Origin of the sequence: Labrenzia sp. THAF35 (assembly GCF_009363595.1) — a bacterium.
In the GTDB taxonomy this organism is placed as follows: domain Bacteria; phylum Pseudomonadota; class Alphaproteobacteria; order Rhizobiales; family Stappiaceae; genus Roseibium; species Roseibium algicola.
The window spans coordinates 2,796,034-2,811,908 of the sequence record NZ_CP045380.1 but is presented as its reverse complement, the minus strand read 5'-3'; the positions used below and the strand labels follow the sequence as shown (position 1 = coordinate 2,811,908).

At 59.4% G+C, this 15,875-nt stretch carries 16 protein-coding genes; 1 reads left to right on the top strand and 15 read right to left on the bottom strand.

Annotated features, from left to right (window positions below; translation table 11 throughout):
• Positions 1–45: 45 nt before the first annotated feature.
• The gene (locus FIU93_RS12760) at positions 46–288 is read right to left on the bottom strand and encodes a hypothetical protein (protein ID WP_075282487.1); all 243 of its coding nucleotides are present in this window, start codon (positions 286–288) and stop codon (positions 46–48) included.
• 114 nt (positions 289–402) lie between these two features.
• The gene (locus FIU93_RS12755) at positions 403–1,365 is read right to left on the bottom strand and encodes an acetylserotonin O-methyltransferase (RefSeq protein WP_228872725.1); all 963 of its coding nucleotides are present in this window, start codon (positions 1,363–1,365) and stop codon (positions 403–405) included.
• A 348-nt stretch (positions 1,366–1,713) separates the two neighbouring features.
• Between FIU93_RS12755 and FIU93_RS12750 the strand changes: the two genes are divergently transcribed.
• Positions 1,714–2,610, top strand: a complete 897-nt coding sequence (locus tag FIU93_RS12750; RefSeq protein ID WP_152505765.1) for an agmatinase — start codon at positions 1,714–1,716, stop codon at positions 2,608–2,610.
• A gap of 78 nt (positions 2,611–2,688) precedes the next feature.
• Here FIU93_RS12750 and FIU93_RS12745 read toward each other — a convergent pair whose 3' ends face one another.
• From FIU93_RS12745 to FIU93_RS12685, 13 genes are all read right to left on the bottom strand, one after another.
• A complete protein-coding gene (locus FIU93_RS12745; RefSeq protein ID WP_022998115.1) occupies positions 2,689–3,168 on the bottom strand; it encodes a GNAT family N-acetyltransferase in 480 nt (159 codons plus the stop codon).
• A 117-nt stretch (positions 3,169–3,285) separates the two neighbouring features.
• A complete protein-coding gene (gene bluB / locus FIU93_RS12740) occupies positions 3,286–3,948 on the bottom strand; it encodes a 5,6-dimethylbenzimidazole synthase (protein WP_152505764.1) in 663 nt (220 codons plus the stop codon).
• Positions 3,949–3,955: 7 nt separating this feature from the next.
• Entirely contained in the window at positions 3,956–4,504 is a 549-nt protein-coding gene (locus FIU93_RS12735) for an adenine phosphoribosyltransferase (protein ID WP_022998117.1), read from the bottom strand.
• A 135-nt stretch (positions 4,505–4,639) separates the two neighbouring features.
• Positions 4,640–5,518, bottom strand: coding sequence for an S-methyl-5'-thioadenosine phosphorylase (locus FIU93_RS12730; RefSeq protein ID WP_031268268.1), 879 nt, complete (start codon positions 5,516–5,518; stop codon positions 4,640–4,642).
• Between the two features lie 61 nt (positions 5,519–5,579).
• Positions 5,580–6,071 (bottom strand): heme-binding protein, encoded by a 492-nt coding sequence (locus FIU93_RS12725; RefSeq protein ID WP_022998119.1) that lies wholly within the window; start codon positions 6,069–6,071, stop codon positions 5,580–5,582.
• 71 nt (positions 6,072–6,142) lie between these two features.
• Positions 6,143–7,027, bottom strand: coding sequence for a cytochrome c1 (locus FIU93_RS12720; protein WP_022998120.1), 885 nt, complete (start codon positions 7,025–7,027; stop codon positions 6,143–6,145).
• 30 nt (positions 7,028–7,057) lie between these two features.
• Positions 7,058–8,323, bottom strand: a complete 1,266-nt coding sequence (locus FIU93_RS12715) for a cytochrome b/b6 (protein WP_022998121.1) — start codon at positions 8,321–8,323, stop codon at positions 7,058–7,060.
• Positions 8,324–8,348: 25 nt separating this feature from the next.
• On the bottom strand, positions 8,349–8,909 hold the full coding sequence (gene petA, locus FIU93_RS12710; protein WP_022998122.1) for a ubiquinol-cytochrome c reductase iron-sulfur subunit: 561 nt from the start codon (positions 8,907–8,909) through the stop codon (positions 8,349–8,351).
• A 306-nt stretch (positions 8,910–9,215) separates the two neighbouring features.
• A complete protein-coding gene (locus tag FIU93_RS12705) occupies positions 9,216–11,054 on the bottom strand; it encodes an ABC transporter ATP-binding protein (RefSeq protein WP_152505763.1) in 1,839 nt (612 codons plus the stop codon).
• A gap of 2 nt (positions 11,055–11,056) precedes the next feature.
• Positions 11,057–11,485, bottom strand: a complete 429-nt coding sequence (locus FIU93_RS12700; RefSeq protein WP_152505762.1) for a hypothetical protein — start codon at positions 11,483–11,485, stop codon at positions 11,057–11,059.
• Positions 11,486–11,879: 394 nt separating this feature from the next.
• Positions 11,880–13,742, bottom strand: coding sequence for an EAL domain-containing protein (locus FIU93_RS12695; RefSeq protein ID WP_152505761.1), 1,863 nt, complete (start codon positions 13,740–13,742; stop codon positions 11,880–11,882).
• A gap of 132 nt (positions 13,743–13,874) precedes the next feature.
• Entirely contained in the window at positions 13,875–15,194 is a 1,320-nt protein-coding gene (locus FIU93_RS12690) for a methyl-accepting chemotaxis protein (RefSeq protein ID WP_152505760.1), read from the bottom strand.
• A gap of 182 nt (positions 15,195–15,376) precedes the next feature.
• Positions 15,377–15,775, bottom strand: a complete 399-nt coding sequence (locus tag FIU93_RS12685; RefSeq protein ID WP_082444575.1) for a DUF2177 family protein — start codon at positions 15,773–15,775, stop codon at positions 15,377–15,379.
• Between the last annotated feature and the right edge of the window lie 100 nt (positions 15,776–15,875).

Genomic DNA, 15,875 nt, shown 5'->3' with positions numbered 1-15,875 from the left:
CGGTTGGCAATCCTGTCTTGCCATGCCTCGCTTGCGAGCTGTGCCTCAGCGGCAGACGTCCAAGATCCACAAGAAGGCCATCGGCACCATGGTCAGCGCCGGCAGGATGATCGCCGGGTATCCGAAGGCATAGATCGACACCGCCCAGATCATCGCAAGATTGGCGATGAACCAGTATTTGGCATCTTCCGCGCCATAAAGCGCTTCCTTGAGAAACAGGTTCAAGATGGGCACGGCCAGAAGCAGCCGTAGCACCAGGACTTCCTTGGGGGCAGATGAAGCAGACATCTCTTCTCCGGATCTTAGGGAAAACACGTAGAGTTTGTCCCTAATCCGTTTGCCTGTTCCAGGCACTGCGGCAAACGGACATCATGCCCATTTGCCGCAGTTTGCCGCGTGATGCTATTCCGGTTTGCGGCCGTGCACCAGCATCGTCATGCCCGGGATCATCACTTCAACTGCGATATCCGTGAAGCCGGCGGCTTCCATCAAGCCGGCAACGTAGGAACTCGTGATCGAACGGGCTTCCGGGTTGAAGGCGGTGTGCTGAAGCTGCCAGAGCGCCGCCAGCTTCGGCCCGTCGCGGTTTTCGTCGACCATGAAATCATGCACCATGAAGTCACTGCCCGGCGTCAGAACCTCGAAGGCCTTGCGCACAAGCCCGGGAATGGCCGTGCCCGGGACGCCGGAAAAGAGATAGGACATCAGCACTGCGTCCGCGCTGTCCGGCCATGTGTCCTTCAGGGCATTGCCCGGCGCATAGCGGATGCGGTCCTGCAGGCCTTCTTCGGCAATGAACTCTTCGCCCACCTTGGCGACATTCGGAAAATCCAGAACGGTTGATCGCAGTCCCGGATACGCCTTGCAAAGCGAAATCGAGAAGGCCCCGGTGCCACCGCCAACGTCCAGCAACTGCTTGGCAGCGGACAGATCCACAAGCTTGGCAAGTCCCCGCCCGGGCCCAAGCGAGCCTGCATGCTGGGACCGGGAATAAAGCCGTGCTTCTTCCGGGTCGCTGAACCACGTCTCGTAGGAAGCAACCTGGTCGTCCTCCAGACTGTCCGTCAGGGCGTCGTTGAGCTGCGTCATGAAGGGGTACATCTGCTTGTCGATCTGAAACCGCAGATAGTCGCCGAAATCATACTTCCGTCCTTTCACCAGAAACGCCTCCGCTGCGGGCGAATTGGTGAAGCCTGCTCCCTCCCGGCGCACCAGCCCGAGGCTCGTAAGCGCGGTCAACAGTGTTGTGGCACGATCAAGATCAAGCTCGCTTTCTTCAGCAACTTGCTGTGGCGTCAAGGTCTTTTCGGAAAGCAGTGAAAACAAATCTACATGAAGTGCAGAAAAAAGAGCCTTGGAGCCCATAAATCCGAAAGCAATATCTGAAATTTCCTCAGCCGTTTCCAAGGACCTGGCGACGGGCATAAATTATCCTCCTCAGGAATTCTGAGCACAAATGTGCGGAATTTTTCCGTTCAGGAAAAATGAACTTGGGAATGAGCAAGTATAACTATTGTGCGCCGCAATGCAAATTCCGCTCCCCAGCCGGCAAGAGCTGACGCGGGAGCCGGTTTTTGTCCTTGAACTTTGGCAGACCCCGGTCTTCGATTAAGCTGAGGCCGATGCTGCCAGGCATCGAAAGCGTTCTCAAACGCCTGGTAATTTGCCTTTCTGCAGTATACCGCCCGCAAGAAACCGAACAGGACCGACCGAGTGCCTTTTCTCGACTTTCCCGCACAGCTTCCGGAAAACCGGACACCACGTGCCGTGATCTTCGGTGCCGGACACGGCAGCACTTACCCTGGCAAGGACAGCAGCGGGTACACCGGAGCAGCCGATGCCATTCGCGCAGCCAGTCAGGAAGATGCCGGCCTCGTCGGCCACTGGGACTTCGATCTCGGCGGACCGCTATTCGAGGGTCAGCCGGTATGCTGCACCGACATCGGCAATATCGACACCCGGCTGCACGACAACGCAGGCAACCGGGCACGGATCGAGGCACAAACACGCTCGATCCTGGCACTGCCAGCCGTTCCGATCCTGCTTGGCGGTGATGACTCCCTGCCGATCCCCTTCCTCGCCGCCTTCGCTGATCAGGGGCCCCTATGGGTGCTGCAGATAGATGCCCATATCGACTGGCGCGATGAGGTCGACGGCGAGCGCTACGGCTACTCCAGCCCGATGCGCCGCATCAGCGAGATGCCGCATGTTGCGGGCCTCGTTCAGGTTGGCCTGCGTGCCGTCGGCAGCGCCGGCAAAAACGAAATCGAGGCTGCACAAACCTATGGCAGCCGCTTTGTCACAGCGCGCGAGGTCCACGCAGAAGGCATCTCGGCCGCGTTGAAGCATATTCCACACGGCGCGCGCTGTGTCGTCACGCTGGACTGTGACGGCCTCGACCCGGCCATCATGCCCGGCGTTGCCGCGCGCACGCCCGGCGGGCTCACCTACACGCAGGTGATCGATCTGATTGCGGGTCTGGGCAGACGCGCAAGGATCGTTGGGTTTGACCTGGTTGAATTCTACCCGCCAAACGATATCGATGGCCTCAGCGCGCTGACCGCCTCAAGACTATTGGTCAACGCCGTCGGCGCGATCGTCCGGCAATAACAGGATGCTCGGACAGGTGTTCGGGCTGGCAAGACCGATGCAGAAAAGCTGGGAAAGAAAGGGGATGTCGCCAGCACCTCAAAGGCTGCGGGCAAACAGGACTTCGTCGCGGATTTCGATACCGTAGTCGCCACGCAGCGGGATTTCCGGCTTCTTCTCGCGCTCGGCGTCGATGACACCTTGCGCGATCCGCTCCAGACGGAAACCGCGCCGTTGATAGAAGCGGAAGGCGTCGAGGTTGTCGTTGGACGTACGGACGGTCAGCCGGTTGATGCCGGACGCCTTAGCTTCGTCGACCACGGCGTTCAGCAGCAGTGTTCCGGTGCCACCCCAGCGGCTGAGTGAGTCCAGCGTGAGGATTTCCCATTCGCTTTCCCGCTTGATCAGCGTGACGAGCCCCACAAGATCGTCGCCTGCGTAGGCAACATAACCCGGCAGGCTCGACGCATCGACGATCTCGCCGTCCAATAGCATTTCGGGGCCTGCCCATCGGTCTGCCAGAAGCTGGAACACAGCTTCCTTGTCTTCCTCGTTGATCCGTCGGATGATCACGCTCATGGTCTGCCCTGCCTCCAGATCAGCGGCCTTTCAATCGTCGCCAATTGAACAAGCATTTGCCGATCGCTTCCATAATTTGCGAGCATCCTTTCTGCGGTCGTCTGGCCGCAGGATGCCCTATCGGTGAATGACGCGGGATGCCAGAGGCGTGCGCGCCTGCCAACGCGCTCGCTCCAGCTCCGGGTCGATATGCTCTTCTTCCGGATAACCGACGCATAGATAAGCCACGAGGCGCCAACCGGCGTCAACCTGCAGCGCCTCTGTCACCGCGTCCGGATCAAGGATCGACACCCAGCCAACCCCGACACCTTCAGCACGAGCCGCCAGCCAGAATGTGTGGATCATACTGACCGTGGAATAGGCCAGCGTTTCCGGCATGGTCAGCCGGCCCAGTCCGTGGCCCTGTTCCGGGTCGTCGTCGCAGAAAATCGCCAGATGCACGGGGGCTTCCTTCAGTCCCGCCAGCTTGAGCTGGCGATACGCGAGCGCCTTGTCGCCACTGTAGGTCCTGGCGGCTTCTTCGTTTTCGGCTTCGAAGCTCGCGATGATCCGCCCACGCGCCTCGGCGCTGTCGACGACAACAATTCGCCAGGGTTGACTGTTTCCAACAGAGGGCGCGAGGTCTGCCAGTTGCAGAAGATGGTCGAGAGCGCCTGCCGGCAACGGCTCCTGCTTGAAACGGCGCACGTCCCGGCGCCATTTCAGAAGGGTCTCGAAATCCTTCTGAAATTTCGCTGAAAAGTCCGGTATCACGTCCCTGCCCTCGGCTCCTCCCGCCATGACAGACCTAGTGACCCGGAAATTCCACGAGGGTGCGCACTGGAACGTTCATCGCTTCCAGTTTCTTGCGCCCGCCGAGATCTGGCAGATCGACGATGAAGCACGCCGACTCGATGTTGGCGCCCATCGACCGCAACAATTTGCAGGCAGCCTCTGCCGTTCCACCGGTAGCAATAAGGTCGTCAACCAGGATGACACGGTCACCCGGTTTGATCGCGTCCTTGTGCATTTCCATCTCATCCAGGCCATATTCCAGGGAATAGGCGATCCGGACGGTTTCGTGCGGGAGCTTGCCTTTCTTCCTGATCGGCACGAAGCCGGCGGACAGCTGGTGCGCGACCGCGCCCCCGAGAATGAAACCGCGCGCCTCGATGCCCGCAATCTGATCGACCTTGGAGCCGGCCCAGGGCTGCACCAGGGCATCGACCGCCCGGCGGAAGGCACGGGCATCGCCGAGCAGCGTCGTGATATCCCGGAACAGGATGCCCTCTTTCGGATAGTCCTTGATCGTGCGGATTGCACTGACAAGTTCATCCTGAATGGTCTGTGCGGTCATCGGGATATCTCTCTGTTAAAATAGTTCCAGGCATCTGCCCCGGCCGGTGGTTATAACAAGTTTGACCTGCCGGTCGAAGCAATTTCGCTTTGTCTCAAGGGGTTATGCCGGCCATACTTTCAGCCGGCAATCCGGTCAGGTCCGGTTCAGGATCCGTCCTGCGACAGCGTCGAGCTTCGCCACCAGCGCCGGGTCGCGCTTGTCCGGTGCGGTCATCATGGCAAACTCCAGCGCAGTATCGGACCCGGCCGGGCAGGACTGATGTTCGCGCGGCAGATCCCTTGCGACACGGGCAACAAGCCTCTGGGCGTTTTCCGCGTTCTCGTGAAGAACCTTGATGATGGCCTGAATATCGACTTCGCCGTGGTCCGGGTGCCAGCTGTCATAGTCGGTGACCATCGCGATGGTGGCGTAGGAAATCTCGGCCTCGCGGGCAAGCTTTGCTTCCGGCATGTTGGTCATGCCGATGACGTCGCAGCCCCAGGACCGGTAGAGCTGGCTTTCCGCTAGAGAAGAGAACTGCGGGCCTTCCATGGCCAGATAGGTGCCGCCCTTGGCATAGGCGAGGCCCTCAGCTTTCGCGGCTGCCGCCACTGCATCGACCAGCTTCGGGCTGACCGGTGTCGCCATGGACACATGCGCGACACAGCCGGTACCGAAGAAACTCTTCTCCCGCGCAAACGTCCTGTCGATGAACTGGTCCACCAGCACGAAGGTGCCCGGAGCATGTTCTTCCTTGAGCGATCCGCAGGCAGAGACAGACAGAAGATCGGTGACACCGCAGCGCTTCATCACGTCGATGTTGGCGCGGTAGTTGATGGTTGTCGGCGAATAAACGTGTCCGCGCCCATGGCGGGGCAGGAAAACCACCTTGAGACCATCAATGGTGCCGATACGCACTTCATCGGACGGCGTGCCCCAGGGGCTGTTGACGGCGATCCATTCGGAGTTTTCCAGACCCGGAAGGTCGTAGATTCCAGACCCGCCGATAATGCCCAATACTGCGTCTGCCATAACCACTCCAAACAGATTCAAAATCAATTCCTGCGGGACACAGGCCCGCATCAGCGATGGTTTATTTCAATTGATCCGCGATGGCGTCAAGCCCGGCCTTGGCGCATTTCGCCTCGTTCTCGCCGCCTCCGCCTCCGGCAACGCCAATCGCTCCGAGAAGCATTCCGGTCGCCGAGACGATGGGCAGCCCCCCAGCCAGAGGCAACGCCCCTGGAATAGCTGCAAGACTGGCCTCTCCGCCCGGTCCGGCGAGCGAACCAAGATCCGAACTGGGAAGGTTGAATGAAGCGGCGGTCCAGGCCTTGCGACGGGCGGTTTCGGCAACATGCGCACCGCCCATGTTGCTGCGCAGTGTCACTTGCTCGACGCCGAAACGGTCCACCACGGAAGCTCCGGCCTGAAAACCTGCCTCGTTGCAGACCTCGACGGCGCGCAGCGCAGCGCGCATGGCGAGATGCATGTCCAGAACCTCGACCATGTGGGTTGCGGCCGATTGCGAATTTGCGGGGACAGGAAGCAGGAGAATTGCCAGAAACATCAATGCGCGGCGCATTGCATTACCCCTCAAAGAAAAAGCCGCCGGAAGGTCCGGCGGCTTTCATCATGCACTTAGGCGGCAATCAATCAATGCTCAACGTTGCGCCACAGTTTCTTCTTCGTGAAGTAGAGCATGCCGGCGAAGACGATCAGGAAGATCATGACCCGGAAGCCGATCTTCTTGCGCTCTTCCAGATGCGGCTCGGCGGCCCACATCATGAATGCAGCGACGTCATGCGCATACTGGTCGACCGTCATCGGTGTGCCGTCGGTGTATTCGACCAGCTCGTCGGACAACGGTGCGGCCATGCCGATCGGACCACCTGTCAGATGCTCGTGCGCACAAGCTTCAGCGGTAACGGAACCACCCAGGAATGCCGGGTTGTAGTTGCCGGTGAAGTCCTCACCCAGACATGCCGGGTTTTCTTCCGGATAGCTGGTGAGAAGCGCGTAGATGTAATCCGGGCCCTGCTCCTGATACTGGGTGAAGGCGTCGAAGACGAACCACGGGAAACCGCGGTGCGCCGCACGGGCCTTTGCCAGCAGCGAGAAGTCCGGCGGGTAAGCGCCGCCGTTGGAAGCGCGGGCAGCCTGCTCGTTCGGGAACGGAGACGGGAACTTGTCCGCCAGAATACCCGGACGCTCATACATGTCGCCGTCGTCGTTCGGACCGTCGATGACGGTGTACTCGGACGCGATCTGCTTGGCCTGGTCTTCGGTGAAGCTCGGGCCACCGTCTTCAGCAAGGTTACGGAAAGAAACCTGCTTCAGGCCGTGGCACGAAGCACAGACTTCCCGGTAGACCTTGAAGCCACGCTGCAGCTGGCCACGGTCGTAGAAACCGAACGGACCCGAGAAGGACCACTGCTCCCGCTCGATGTGCGGGGCGTTGCCTGCTGCGAAGACCGGGGTCGCGATGGCGACAGCCGCCACCGCAGCGAAGGAACGAACCATTTTGATCATGGTGCTCATTGTCTCAATTAACTCCTGATCCGGGCCGCGTTACTTCGTTTCCGGTGCTGAAGTCGCACCAGCCGGTTTGCCGGCTCCGCCCTTCAGAACCGCTTCGGAAATCGAGGCCGGCAAGGGCCGCGGTTTTTCCAGGAACCCGAGCATCGGCAGGATGATCAGGAAGTGGGCGAAGTAGTAGGCGGTGCAGACCCGGGCGAGCAGAACGTAGGTGCCTTCGGCCGGCATGGCGCCGAGATAGCCAAGCGCAACGGCGTTGGCAGCGAAGATCCAGAAGAACTGCTTGAACAGCGGGCGGTAGGTGCCGGAGCGAACCTTGGACGTGTCAAGCCAGGGCAGAACGAACAGAACTGCAATGGCACCGAACATGGCGACAACACCGCCGAGCTTGTCCGGGATGGCGCGCAGGATCGCGTAGAACGGCAGGAAGTACCATTCCGGAACGATGTGCGCCGGGGTCACGAGCGGGTTTGCTTCGATGTAGTTGTCCGGGTGACCCATGTAGTTGGGCACGTAGAAGACGAACCATGCGAACAGGATCATGAACACGATAATCGCGAACAGATCCTTGATCGTGTAGTACGGGTGGAACGGAACCGTGTCCTGCTTGGTCTTCGGCTGAACGCCTGTCGGGTTGTTGTTACCCGTGGTGTGGAACGCCCACACGTGCAGGATAACGACACCGAAGATCATGAACGGCAGCAGATAGTGCAGCGAGAAGAAGCGGTTCAGGGTCGGGTTGTCGACCGCAAAACCACCCCACAGCCAGGTGCGGATTTCTTCGCCGACCAGCGGAATGGCCGAGAACAGGTTGGTGATAACCGTTGCGCCCCAGAAGGACATCTGGCCCCACGGCAGCACGTAACCCATGAAGGCGGTGCCCATCATGATCAGGAAGATGATCACGCCGAGGATCCAGGAGATCTCGCGCGGTGCCTTGTAGGAACCGTAATAAAGACCACGGAAGATGTGGATGTATACGGCGATGAAGAACATCGACGCGCCGTTTGCATGCAGGTAACGCAGCATCCAGCCGAAGTTCACGTCGCGCATGATGTGCTCGACGCTGTTGAAGGCTGCATCGGTGCTTGGCGTGTAGTGCATCACCAGCACGATGCCGGTGATGATCTGCGCGATCAGCACGAAGAACAGGATGCCACCGAAGGTCCACCAGTAGTTCAGGTTCTTCGGCGTCGGGAAATCAACAAAAGAGCCGCGAACGAGCGAGATGACCGGCAGGCGGCTTTCCAGCCACTTTGCCGGAGCGCTCTGCGGTACATAGTTTGAATGTCCAGCCATGGCTGTCTCCTAAAAATCTATGCCGTTAGCCGATCTTGATCGTCGAGTCGCTGACGAACTCGAGCGGCGGAATCAGCAAATTCTCGGGAGCCGGGCCCTTACGGATACGGCCGGCGGTGTCGTAGTGAGACCCATGGCACGGGCAGAACCAGCCGCCGAAGTCGCCGGAGCTGCCGATTGGCACGCAGCCGAGGTGGGTACAGATACCGACCTGGACGAGCCATTTCTCGTTGCCTTCGACGCCACGGTTGGCGTCAGACGCTTCCGCGTCCGCCGGCAGGTTAGAATTTCGTGCAAGCGGGTCGGGAAGATCAGCCAGGGGAACAGCCTTGGCTTCTTCCACTTCCGTTTCGGTACGGTTGCGGATGAATACCGGCTTACCGCGCCATTTGACTGTAATCGACTGCCCCTCTTCCACGGCAGAGATATCCACCTCGATGGAAGCCAGAGCCAATGCGGAGGCATCCGGGTTCATCTGATCGATGAACGGCCATGCCAGCGCGCCAGCGCCAACGACGCCCATGGCGCCGGTCGCAATATAGAGGAAATCGCGGCGGGTCGGTTCCGCCTGATCCGTATGTGCCAAGGTCGCGTCCTCTCGAAACCTGTTCAACCTGTACCGAAAGCCCGCATCACGTCCGGGACCCCTTCTTTGCCCAAGAAGGGAACGGAACCATGCCGGGCTCATCGGGGGCCGGATACGGGCTATTCCGCACCGGCCAAGCGGCTTGTCTTTTTGCACCCTTCGAAACGCTTGTCCAGTTCAACAAACGCCTCGAAACGCATATGTCGCAGGCAAAACAACCGCCGCGCCGCTTTTCTGCCCTTTTTTGGGGAATGAGTGCAAGAGCGGAATCCGATTGAATCCCGCTCTTGCCATTGGTCTTTGGATTTAGGCGGCCTGAACCGAGGACAGAAAGCCCCCCGACTGGTGCTCCCAGAGCTGTGCGTAAAGTCCGCCCCGCTCCAGAAGTTCCTGATGGGACCCCTCCTCGATGATTCGACCCTTGTCCATCACGATCAGCCGGTCCATGGCCGCGATCGTGGACAGACGGTGGGCAATCGCAATCACCGTCTTGCCCTGCATCAGATCGAACAGGCTCTCCTGAATGGCCAACTCCACTTCACTGTCGAGAGCGGATGTCGCCTCGTCGAGAGCCAGGATCGGTGCATCCTTCAGCAGGGTTCGGGCAATCGCCACCCGCTGGCGCTGGCCACCGGACAGCTTGACGCCCCGCTCGCCGACATGGGCATCGAGACCCTTGCGGCCCTCCATGTCCTCCAGCTCGTCGACGAAGGACAGTGCATGTGCTTTTTCAAGCGCTGCCAGCACCTCTTCCCGCGTCGCATCCGGACGGCCATAGGCCACGTTGTCGAAGATCGACCGATGCAGGAGCGATGTATCCTGCGTCACCACACCAACCTCGGCCCGGATGTCGTCCTGACGGACATTGGCAATGTCCTGGCCATCGATCAGGATCCGGCCGCCTTCCAGGTCGTAGAAGCGCAGGATCAGGTTGACCAGCGTCGACTTGCCTGCACCCGACCGACCGATCAGGCCGATCTTCTCACCCGGATGGATCGTCAGGCTGAGGTCCTCGATCACGCCGGCTTCCTTGCCATAATGGAACCGGATGCGATCGAAACGGATCTCGCCCTGCCCGACCTCGAGCGCCTTGGCGTTCTTGACGTCCATCACCTCGCGTTCCCGCGAAATGGTGGAGATGCCATCCTGCACGGTGCCGATGTTCTCGAACAATCCCGCAAGCTCCCAAAGGATCCAGTGGGACATCCCCTGGAGACGCAGCACGAAGGCAACCGCAATGGTGACTTCGCCGATGGTCACAGTGCCGGCCTGCCACAGAATGATCGAAAGAACACCGATGGAGGTCAGCAGCAGCATGTTGATGAACACCAGGACGATATTCAGTCCCGTCACCAGCCGCATCTGCAGGAAGACCGTCTTCAGGAAGCCAAGCATCGACGTGCGAGCATAGGCTTCTTCGCGCTCCGCATGGGAGAACAGCTTCACCGTGGTGATGTTGGTATAGGCATCAACCACGTGACCGGTCATCAGGGAGCGCGCATCAGCCTGCTCCTTCGACACGTCCCGCAACTTCGGAATGAAGAAGCGGATCGTGAGCAGATAGGCACAGATCCACACCAGGAACGGCAGGCTGAGCCAGATATTGGCTCCCGCGACCACGATCACGGCCGCGGTGAAGTAGACCGCGACATAGACCATGATATCGGCCATGCGCGAGACAACTTCACGCACGCCAAGCGCTGTCTGCATCAGTTTCGTCGCGATCCGGCCCGCGAAATCGTTCTGATAGAACGACACGCTCTGGCGCAGCAGGTATCGATGCACCCGCCAGCGGATGGACATGGGATAGTTGCCCATCAGCCCCTGGTGAAACAGCAGCTGCCAGATAACCTCCAGCAGCGGGCGCAGCACCAGCAGGATCACCAGCATGAAGAGGAGCGTGCGCCAGTTCTGACTGACGAACGTATCCGGATCGGATTTTTCCAGCCACGTGACCAGGTCGCCGAGGAACGTGAAGATATAGACTTCCACGATCGCGACCAGCGTGCCGAGAAGCGACACACCGGCCAGGATCGGCCAGACAGGTTTGGTGTAGTACCAACAGAAGGCCCAGAAGCCCTTCGGGGGCACTTCGAGAACAGTCTTCTCGAAGGGGTCCACGAGTTTTTCGAAACGCTCGAACATGATTACCTCTCGGCCCCGCTCAACCGTAACACATTGAGATGCACCAGGGCATCGTCAGTGCGCACAGGTTTTCTATGCGGGCGAATTATGCGGCTAGTCGCGAACAGCAGCAGACTGGCGATGAAACTTGTAAAGGCGAGAGCCACGATGAAGGTGCCCCAGAAAAGCGCGCCGAGTTCATCGGCAAACTGCGTCACCGGTATGTGTCGGCCGGCGATTTCCAGAGCCTCGATCCGGCTCAGATTGAAGACGATGACCGGAATGAAGAACACGACGGCGATCGCAAAAGTGGTTCCCAGAAAGACGCCGGCGGCGACAGCGGCACGCATCGCACGGCGGGGGAAAGCCTGTCGTGGCTCTTCTGGTAAAGACACTTCAATATCCGGACGGCCTGTCGCTGGGGACAGGTCCGGCGTGAAATGGAATGACATCGGATCATCTCCGAAATGGGATCGTAAACGTGGTGACGGCAGACACGCGCGGCAACGCATGCAGCTCAATGGGAACGGCTTCAGCCGGTCACCGCAAAAGTCAGGAATTTGAAGAAGGTCTGTGGCTTCCTAGCGAAAGCGGACAGTGATACCTGGGCAAGCCTGGAGAGCGGCATATGGGTGGATCATGCAGCGATCTGTCATTTAGTGCCCTCCTGGTTGCGCAGCCGGGCGGCTGCTGGGGAAACAAAGCCAACCACCATGAGTTGACTGGGGATGTTGGTACCTGCTTTCGGAGAACTTGAAAAGCAAAAATGCGTCAAATTGCAGCACGAAATATCGATCTGTTGCCCATCGGCCACAGACCCCCAAACCTCTCCCCGCGGCAGAGAGGTTAGGACTGATACTCCAGCAGCTCGAACTCGCGCATGTGAATTTCCGCTTCATGCGGCGATAGCGGATCCGCAATGACCTTGCCCTGCACCGTCGTGCAGCCGAATTGCTTGAGCAGATCGACCTGCTTTGTCGTATCGACCCCCGCCGCGGAAATCTTCAGCCCCAGATTGCCGGCAAGCCGGATGACCGACTGAACCAGCTGCCGTTTTTCCTTGCTGTCCTCAAGCCCCGCGATGAGCATCGGGCACAGCTTCAATTGATCCGCGTTCAGATAGATAAGCTGACCGGCGCCGCCATGTCCGCCGCCGAACTTGTCCAGGGCAACCCTGCAGCCGATTTCCCTCAGAAGGTCAACGGATCCGGCGAGGCCGTCCGGTTCGTCGAAACGGATGATTTTTTCGTCCAGCTCGACCACGATGTCGTCGGTCCTGAAACCGGCCTCACAGGCAGCCTGGCGAAGTTGTTCGACGAAGCCCTTTTCCTTCAGGCTGGCTCCGCTCAGGTTCACCGACAGGAAGAACGCCGTATTCGAGAGCTCTCGAAGTCGCCTGACCTGGGAAAGCCCCTCCAGCAGCGCGAAACGCTCGATCTGGGCGATTCTCTTGGCATCTTCGTGCGTCGACAGTAGGCTGACCGGGTCCACGAGCCCTTCGGAAGGATGCAGCCAGCAGGCAGTAACTTCGTATCCGATGATCCGCCGGCTCTCCAGGTCGTACTGCGGTATCATCATCAAAGACAGACCGCCGTTTTCAAGATCCTCGTCCAGCTGTGCCTGGATCATGCGCCGGTGGCGATGTGCCGCTCCAAGCGCATCCGTGTACCAGGAGATCTGGCTACGGCCCGAGCGCTTGGCGGCATAAAGAGCAATATCGGCACAATTGATCAGCTCCGACGCACTCGCAGTCGCCGTTTTCGCCAGCACTAGCCCGACACTGCCGGCAACCCTCAACTCGTGACGGTCCACTCTCACCGGCTTGGCCAGTCCCTCAAGGATCCGGTTGCCCAGATCTTCCATTTCGCCTGGTCCGGACGGGTCCGCGACCACCGCGACGAATTCATCCCCGCCGATACGTGCAACCAACCCCTTGTTGCCCAGCACACGGCTCATCACCATGGCCACATGACGCAGCACCGCATCGCCTGCTCCGTGTCCATGGCTGTCGTTGATGTCCTTGAAGTGGTCCAGATCAAAATGAATGATCCCGATCTGAGCGTTGCCGGCCGTGCCCTCTGCAACGCGCTCCTTCAGGTAGGCATTCAGCTTGGCCCGGTTGGCAACGCCGGTCAGGTCGTCATGCTCCGCCTGATGTTTCAACCGGATGCGCGCGTTCTCCAGCTCCTTCACATGCTCAACCTGGCTGGTTACATCCCGGCAAATCAGAATGATCTTGGTTTCTTCCAGCGTCTTTCCCTCGACGACAGCAAAGGTCAGCTGGTTCCAGAACAATTCGCCGTTCTTGCGCCGGTTGAGGATCAGCTCTTCGGTTCCCGACCGGAACTTCGTCAGGTCGTAGCGGAAGTTTTCGATCTCGTCCGGGGAGAGCTGGTTTTCCGGCGGCAAGATGAATTCCTGAGGCCGCCGGCCGCGAATTTCCTCAGCGCTGAAACCGGTGATGCGGGAATAGGCCGGGTTCGTCCATTCGATGTGCCCGTCGATGTCCTGCATGACCAGTCCTTCATGGGCATGCTCCACGACAAGCTGAAGGATTGCGGCATCATTGCCAAATCTGGAAACGTTGGAAGGAGCCGAGCCGTCCCGCTGCTTTCGGCCGCATAAATAGCATACGGCCATGAGAACCAGAGCGGCTCCCAATGCGAGCAGGAGATGTTGACCCGGCACATTCGCTAAGAATTCTGCCATATTCCGTCTTCAGCCAAGATATTAGTTCCGCTTACTCTACGGGAGCAAAACTGAACCAATCTCTAAACCGCAAGTTATTTTATTGGGTTACTGTCATTTATACCAATACACAAGGCGTTCCGCGGCTCCCTCTCAGGCAGCCCGCACGCTTTGCAGAAATTGCCGAACCTGTTCTTGCAGGCTGTTTGACAATTGCCCCAGTTCGGCAGCAGCACCGTTCATTTCATCGGTAGCCGTCCGGCTGGTCTCCATAACGTCGCTCAAGGTGTCAACGTTTTCGGCCACTTGATCGGAACTGGTCCGCGCCGTCAGTGCATTGCTGCTGATCTCGTGGGTGGCGGTAGTCTGTTCCTCGACCGCTTCGCGGATTTTTCCGGAAATCTCGCTGACGCGGCCAATGGTTTCCGCGATCGAACGGATGGCGGTTTCGGAAAGCTCCGCGACTTCCTGCACCGCTGTCACCTGCGCGGAGATGTCTTCGGTCGCCCTGGTCGTCTGCTCGGCAAGGGCCTTCACCTCATTCGCAACGACGGCAAATCCCCGCCCGGCTTCGCCAGCCCTTGCCGCTTCGATGGTCGCATTGAGCGCGAGCAGGTTGGTCTGGCTTGCGATCTGGCTGATCAACTCGACGATTTCACCAATGGCACGGCCCGTTTCCGCAAGCCGACCGACAATCTCGTCGGTTTTCCGGGCTTCCGCCACCGCGGTGCTGGCAATGTCCGTTGCCTGGTCGACGTCCTCGCGCACACGGCTCAGCGAACCGGACAGCCGGTCTGCCGAACTCGTCACGAAAGCGACGGAACTGCTGGCTTCCGATGTTGCCTGATGTACTTCCTGGACGGCCTGCATGGACGAGTTCACCGCCCTGTTCAGATCCGCCGAATTGCCTTCAACGCTTCTGGCTGCCGTCGACAAGGCAGACACCACACCGATGACGGACTTCTCGAAATCATCGGCGACATCCTGCATCAGCGCCTTGCGCTCCTCGCTGAGGGCTTCCTGGTGGGCAAGTTCCTGCCTCGCCTGCTCTTTGGCCCGTTCGGCGAGGTTGGCCCGGAAAGCGGTCACGGACCGTGCAATGGCTCCGATTTCGTCGCTCCGATGGGCACCGTCGATCTGGATGTCGAGATTGCCTTCGGACAGCATGTCGAGGCCGGTCTGCAACCGGTTCATCGGCCGGGCGAGCCCCACGGCCAGAATGACGGCAAAGGCCAGAAAGGCCAGACCGACCGGCAGCACGACCAGACCGATGGTGATCATCTGATCCAGGATGAGCCCGTCAATCTTGCCGGCAACATTGCCTGTCAGAAAGTCCTGCGCACCGGCGGGTGTGCCGATCTTTTCCATGAAGGCCTGGCGGAAGGTATAGAAAGCAAATGCGGTACCGGCCATCATGATGGCGGCAGCCGTCAGAACCATGGCGACGAACCGGCCCTTGATTGAAAGCGTCACGTGGAAACTCCGACAGTAATTTTTCAGCCCCGCTTACGGCCGCTGTTGCTCAGCGCCGTTATCGCAAGATGAAACACTACCGCTCTGCACGTAAAAATTCAGTAACGGCCAGTCCTCGGAGAACTACGTAGTCTTGATATTTTTGACGAGACTGTTGTGCCCTGCGTTTCGCGTCTAGCGGATCAGGACATCAGCCGGGTGATCGTGAAACCCGCACCGGCCGAAACCGCGGACAGGACCGTCCCCCAGGCAACGTCGACGAGAACTACGGAAACCGGCCACTCCCTGAGCGTTGCGTAGTTGGTGACGTCGTATGTGCCGTAGGTGAAAAACCCGAACAGCGCTCCGAAAACAATGGCGGTCACAAGGCTGTCTGCCTTGAGCGCGGGCGCAACCGCGAAGATCACTATGCCGACGACATACACCAGATAGAAAACACTTGCGGCGGCGATGTTGGGCTTTTCCATCATCAGATGGCCGATACGGTCAAGGTAGAACCGGGTGGATACCTGCGTCAGCCAGACGTAGTCCACGGCAAGAAAAACGAGCACTGTTGCGATGTATGCCGTGACGTATTTCAAGATCGGCCCCCTGGTTTTGCACTGCCTTGTTTCGTCGGTTCTACGCCTCGGCAAGAGCACTGGATCAGCAGGAATTGACCGAAGCGGCTGCAGCGAACTT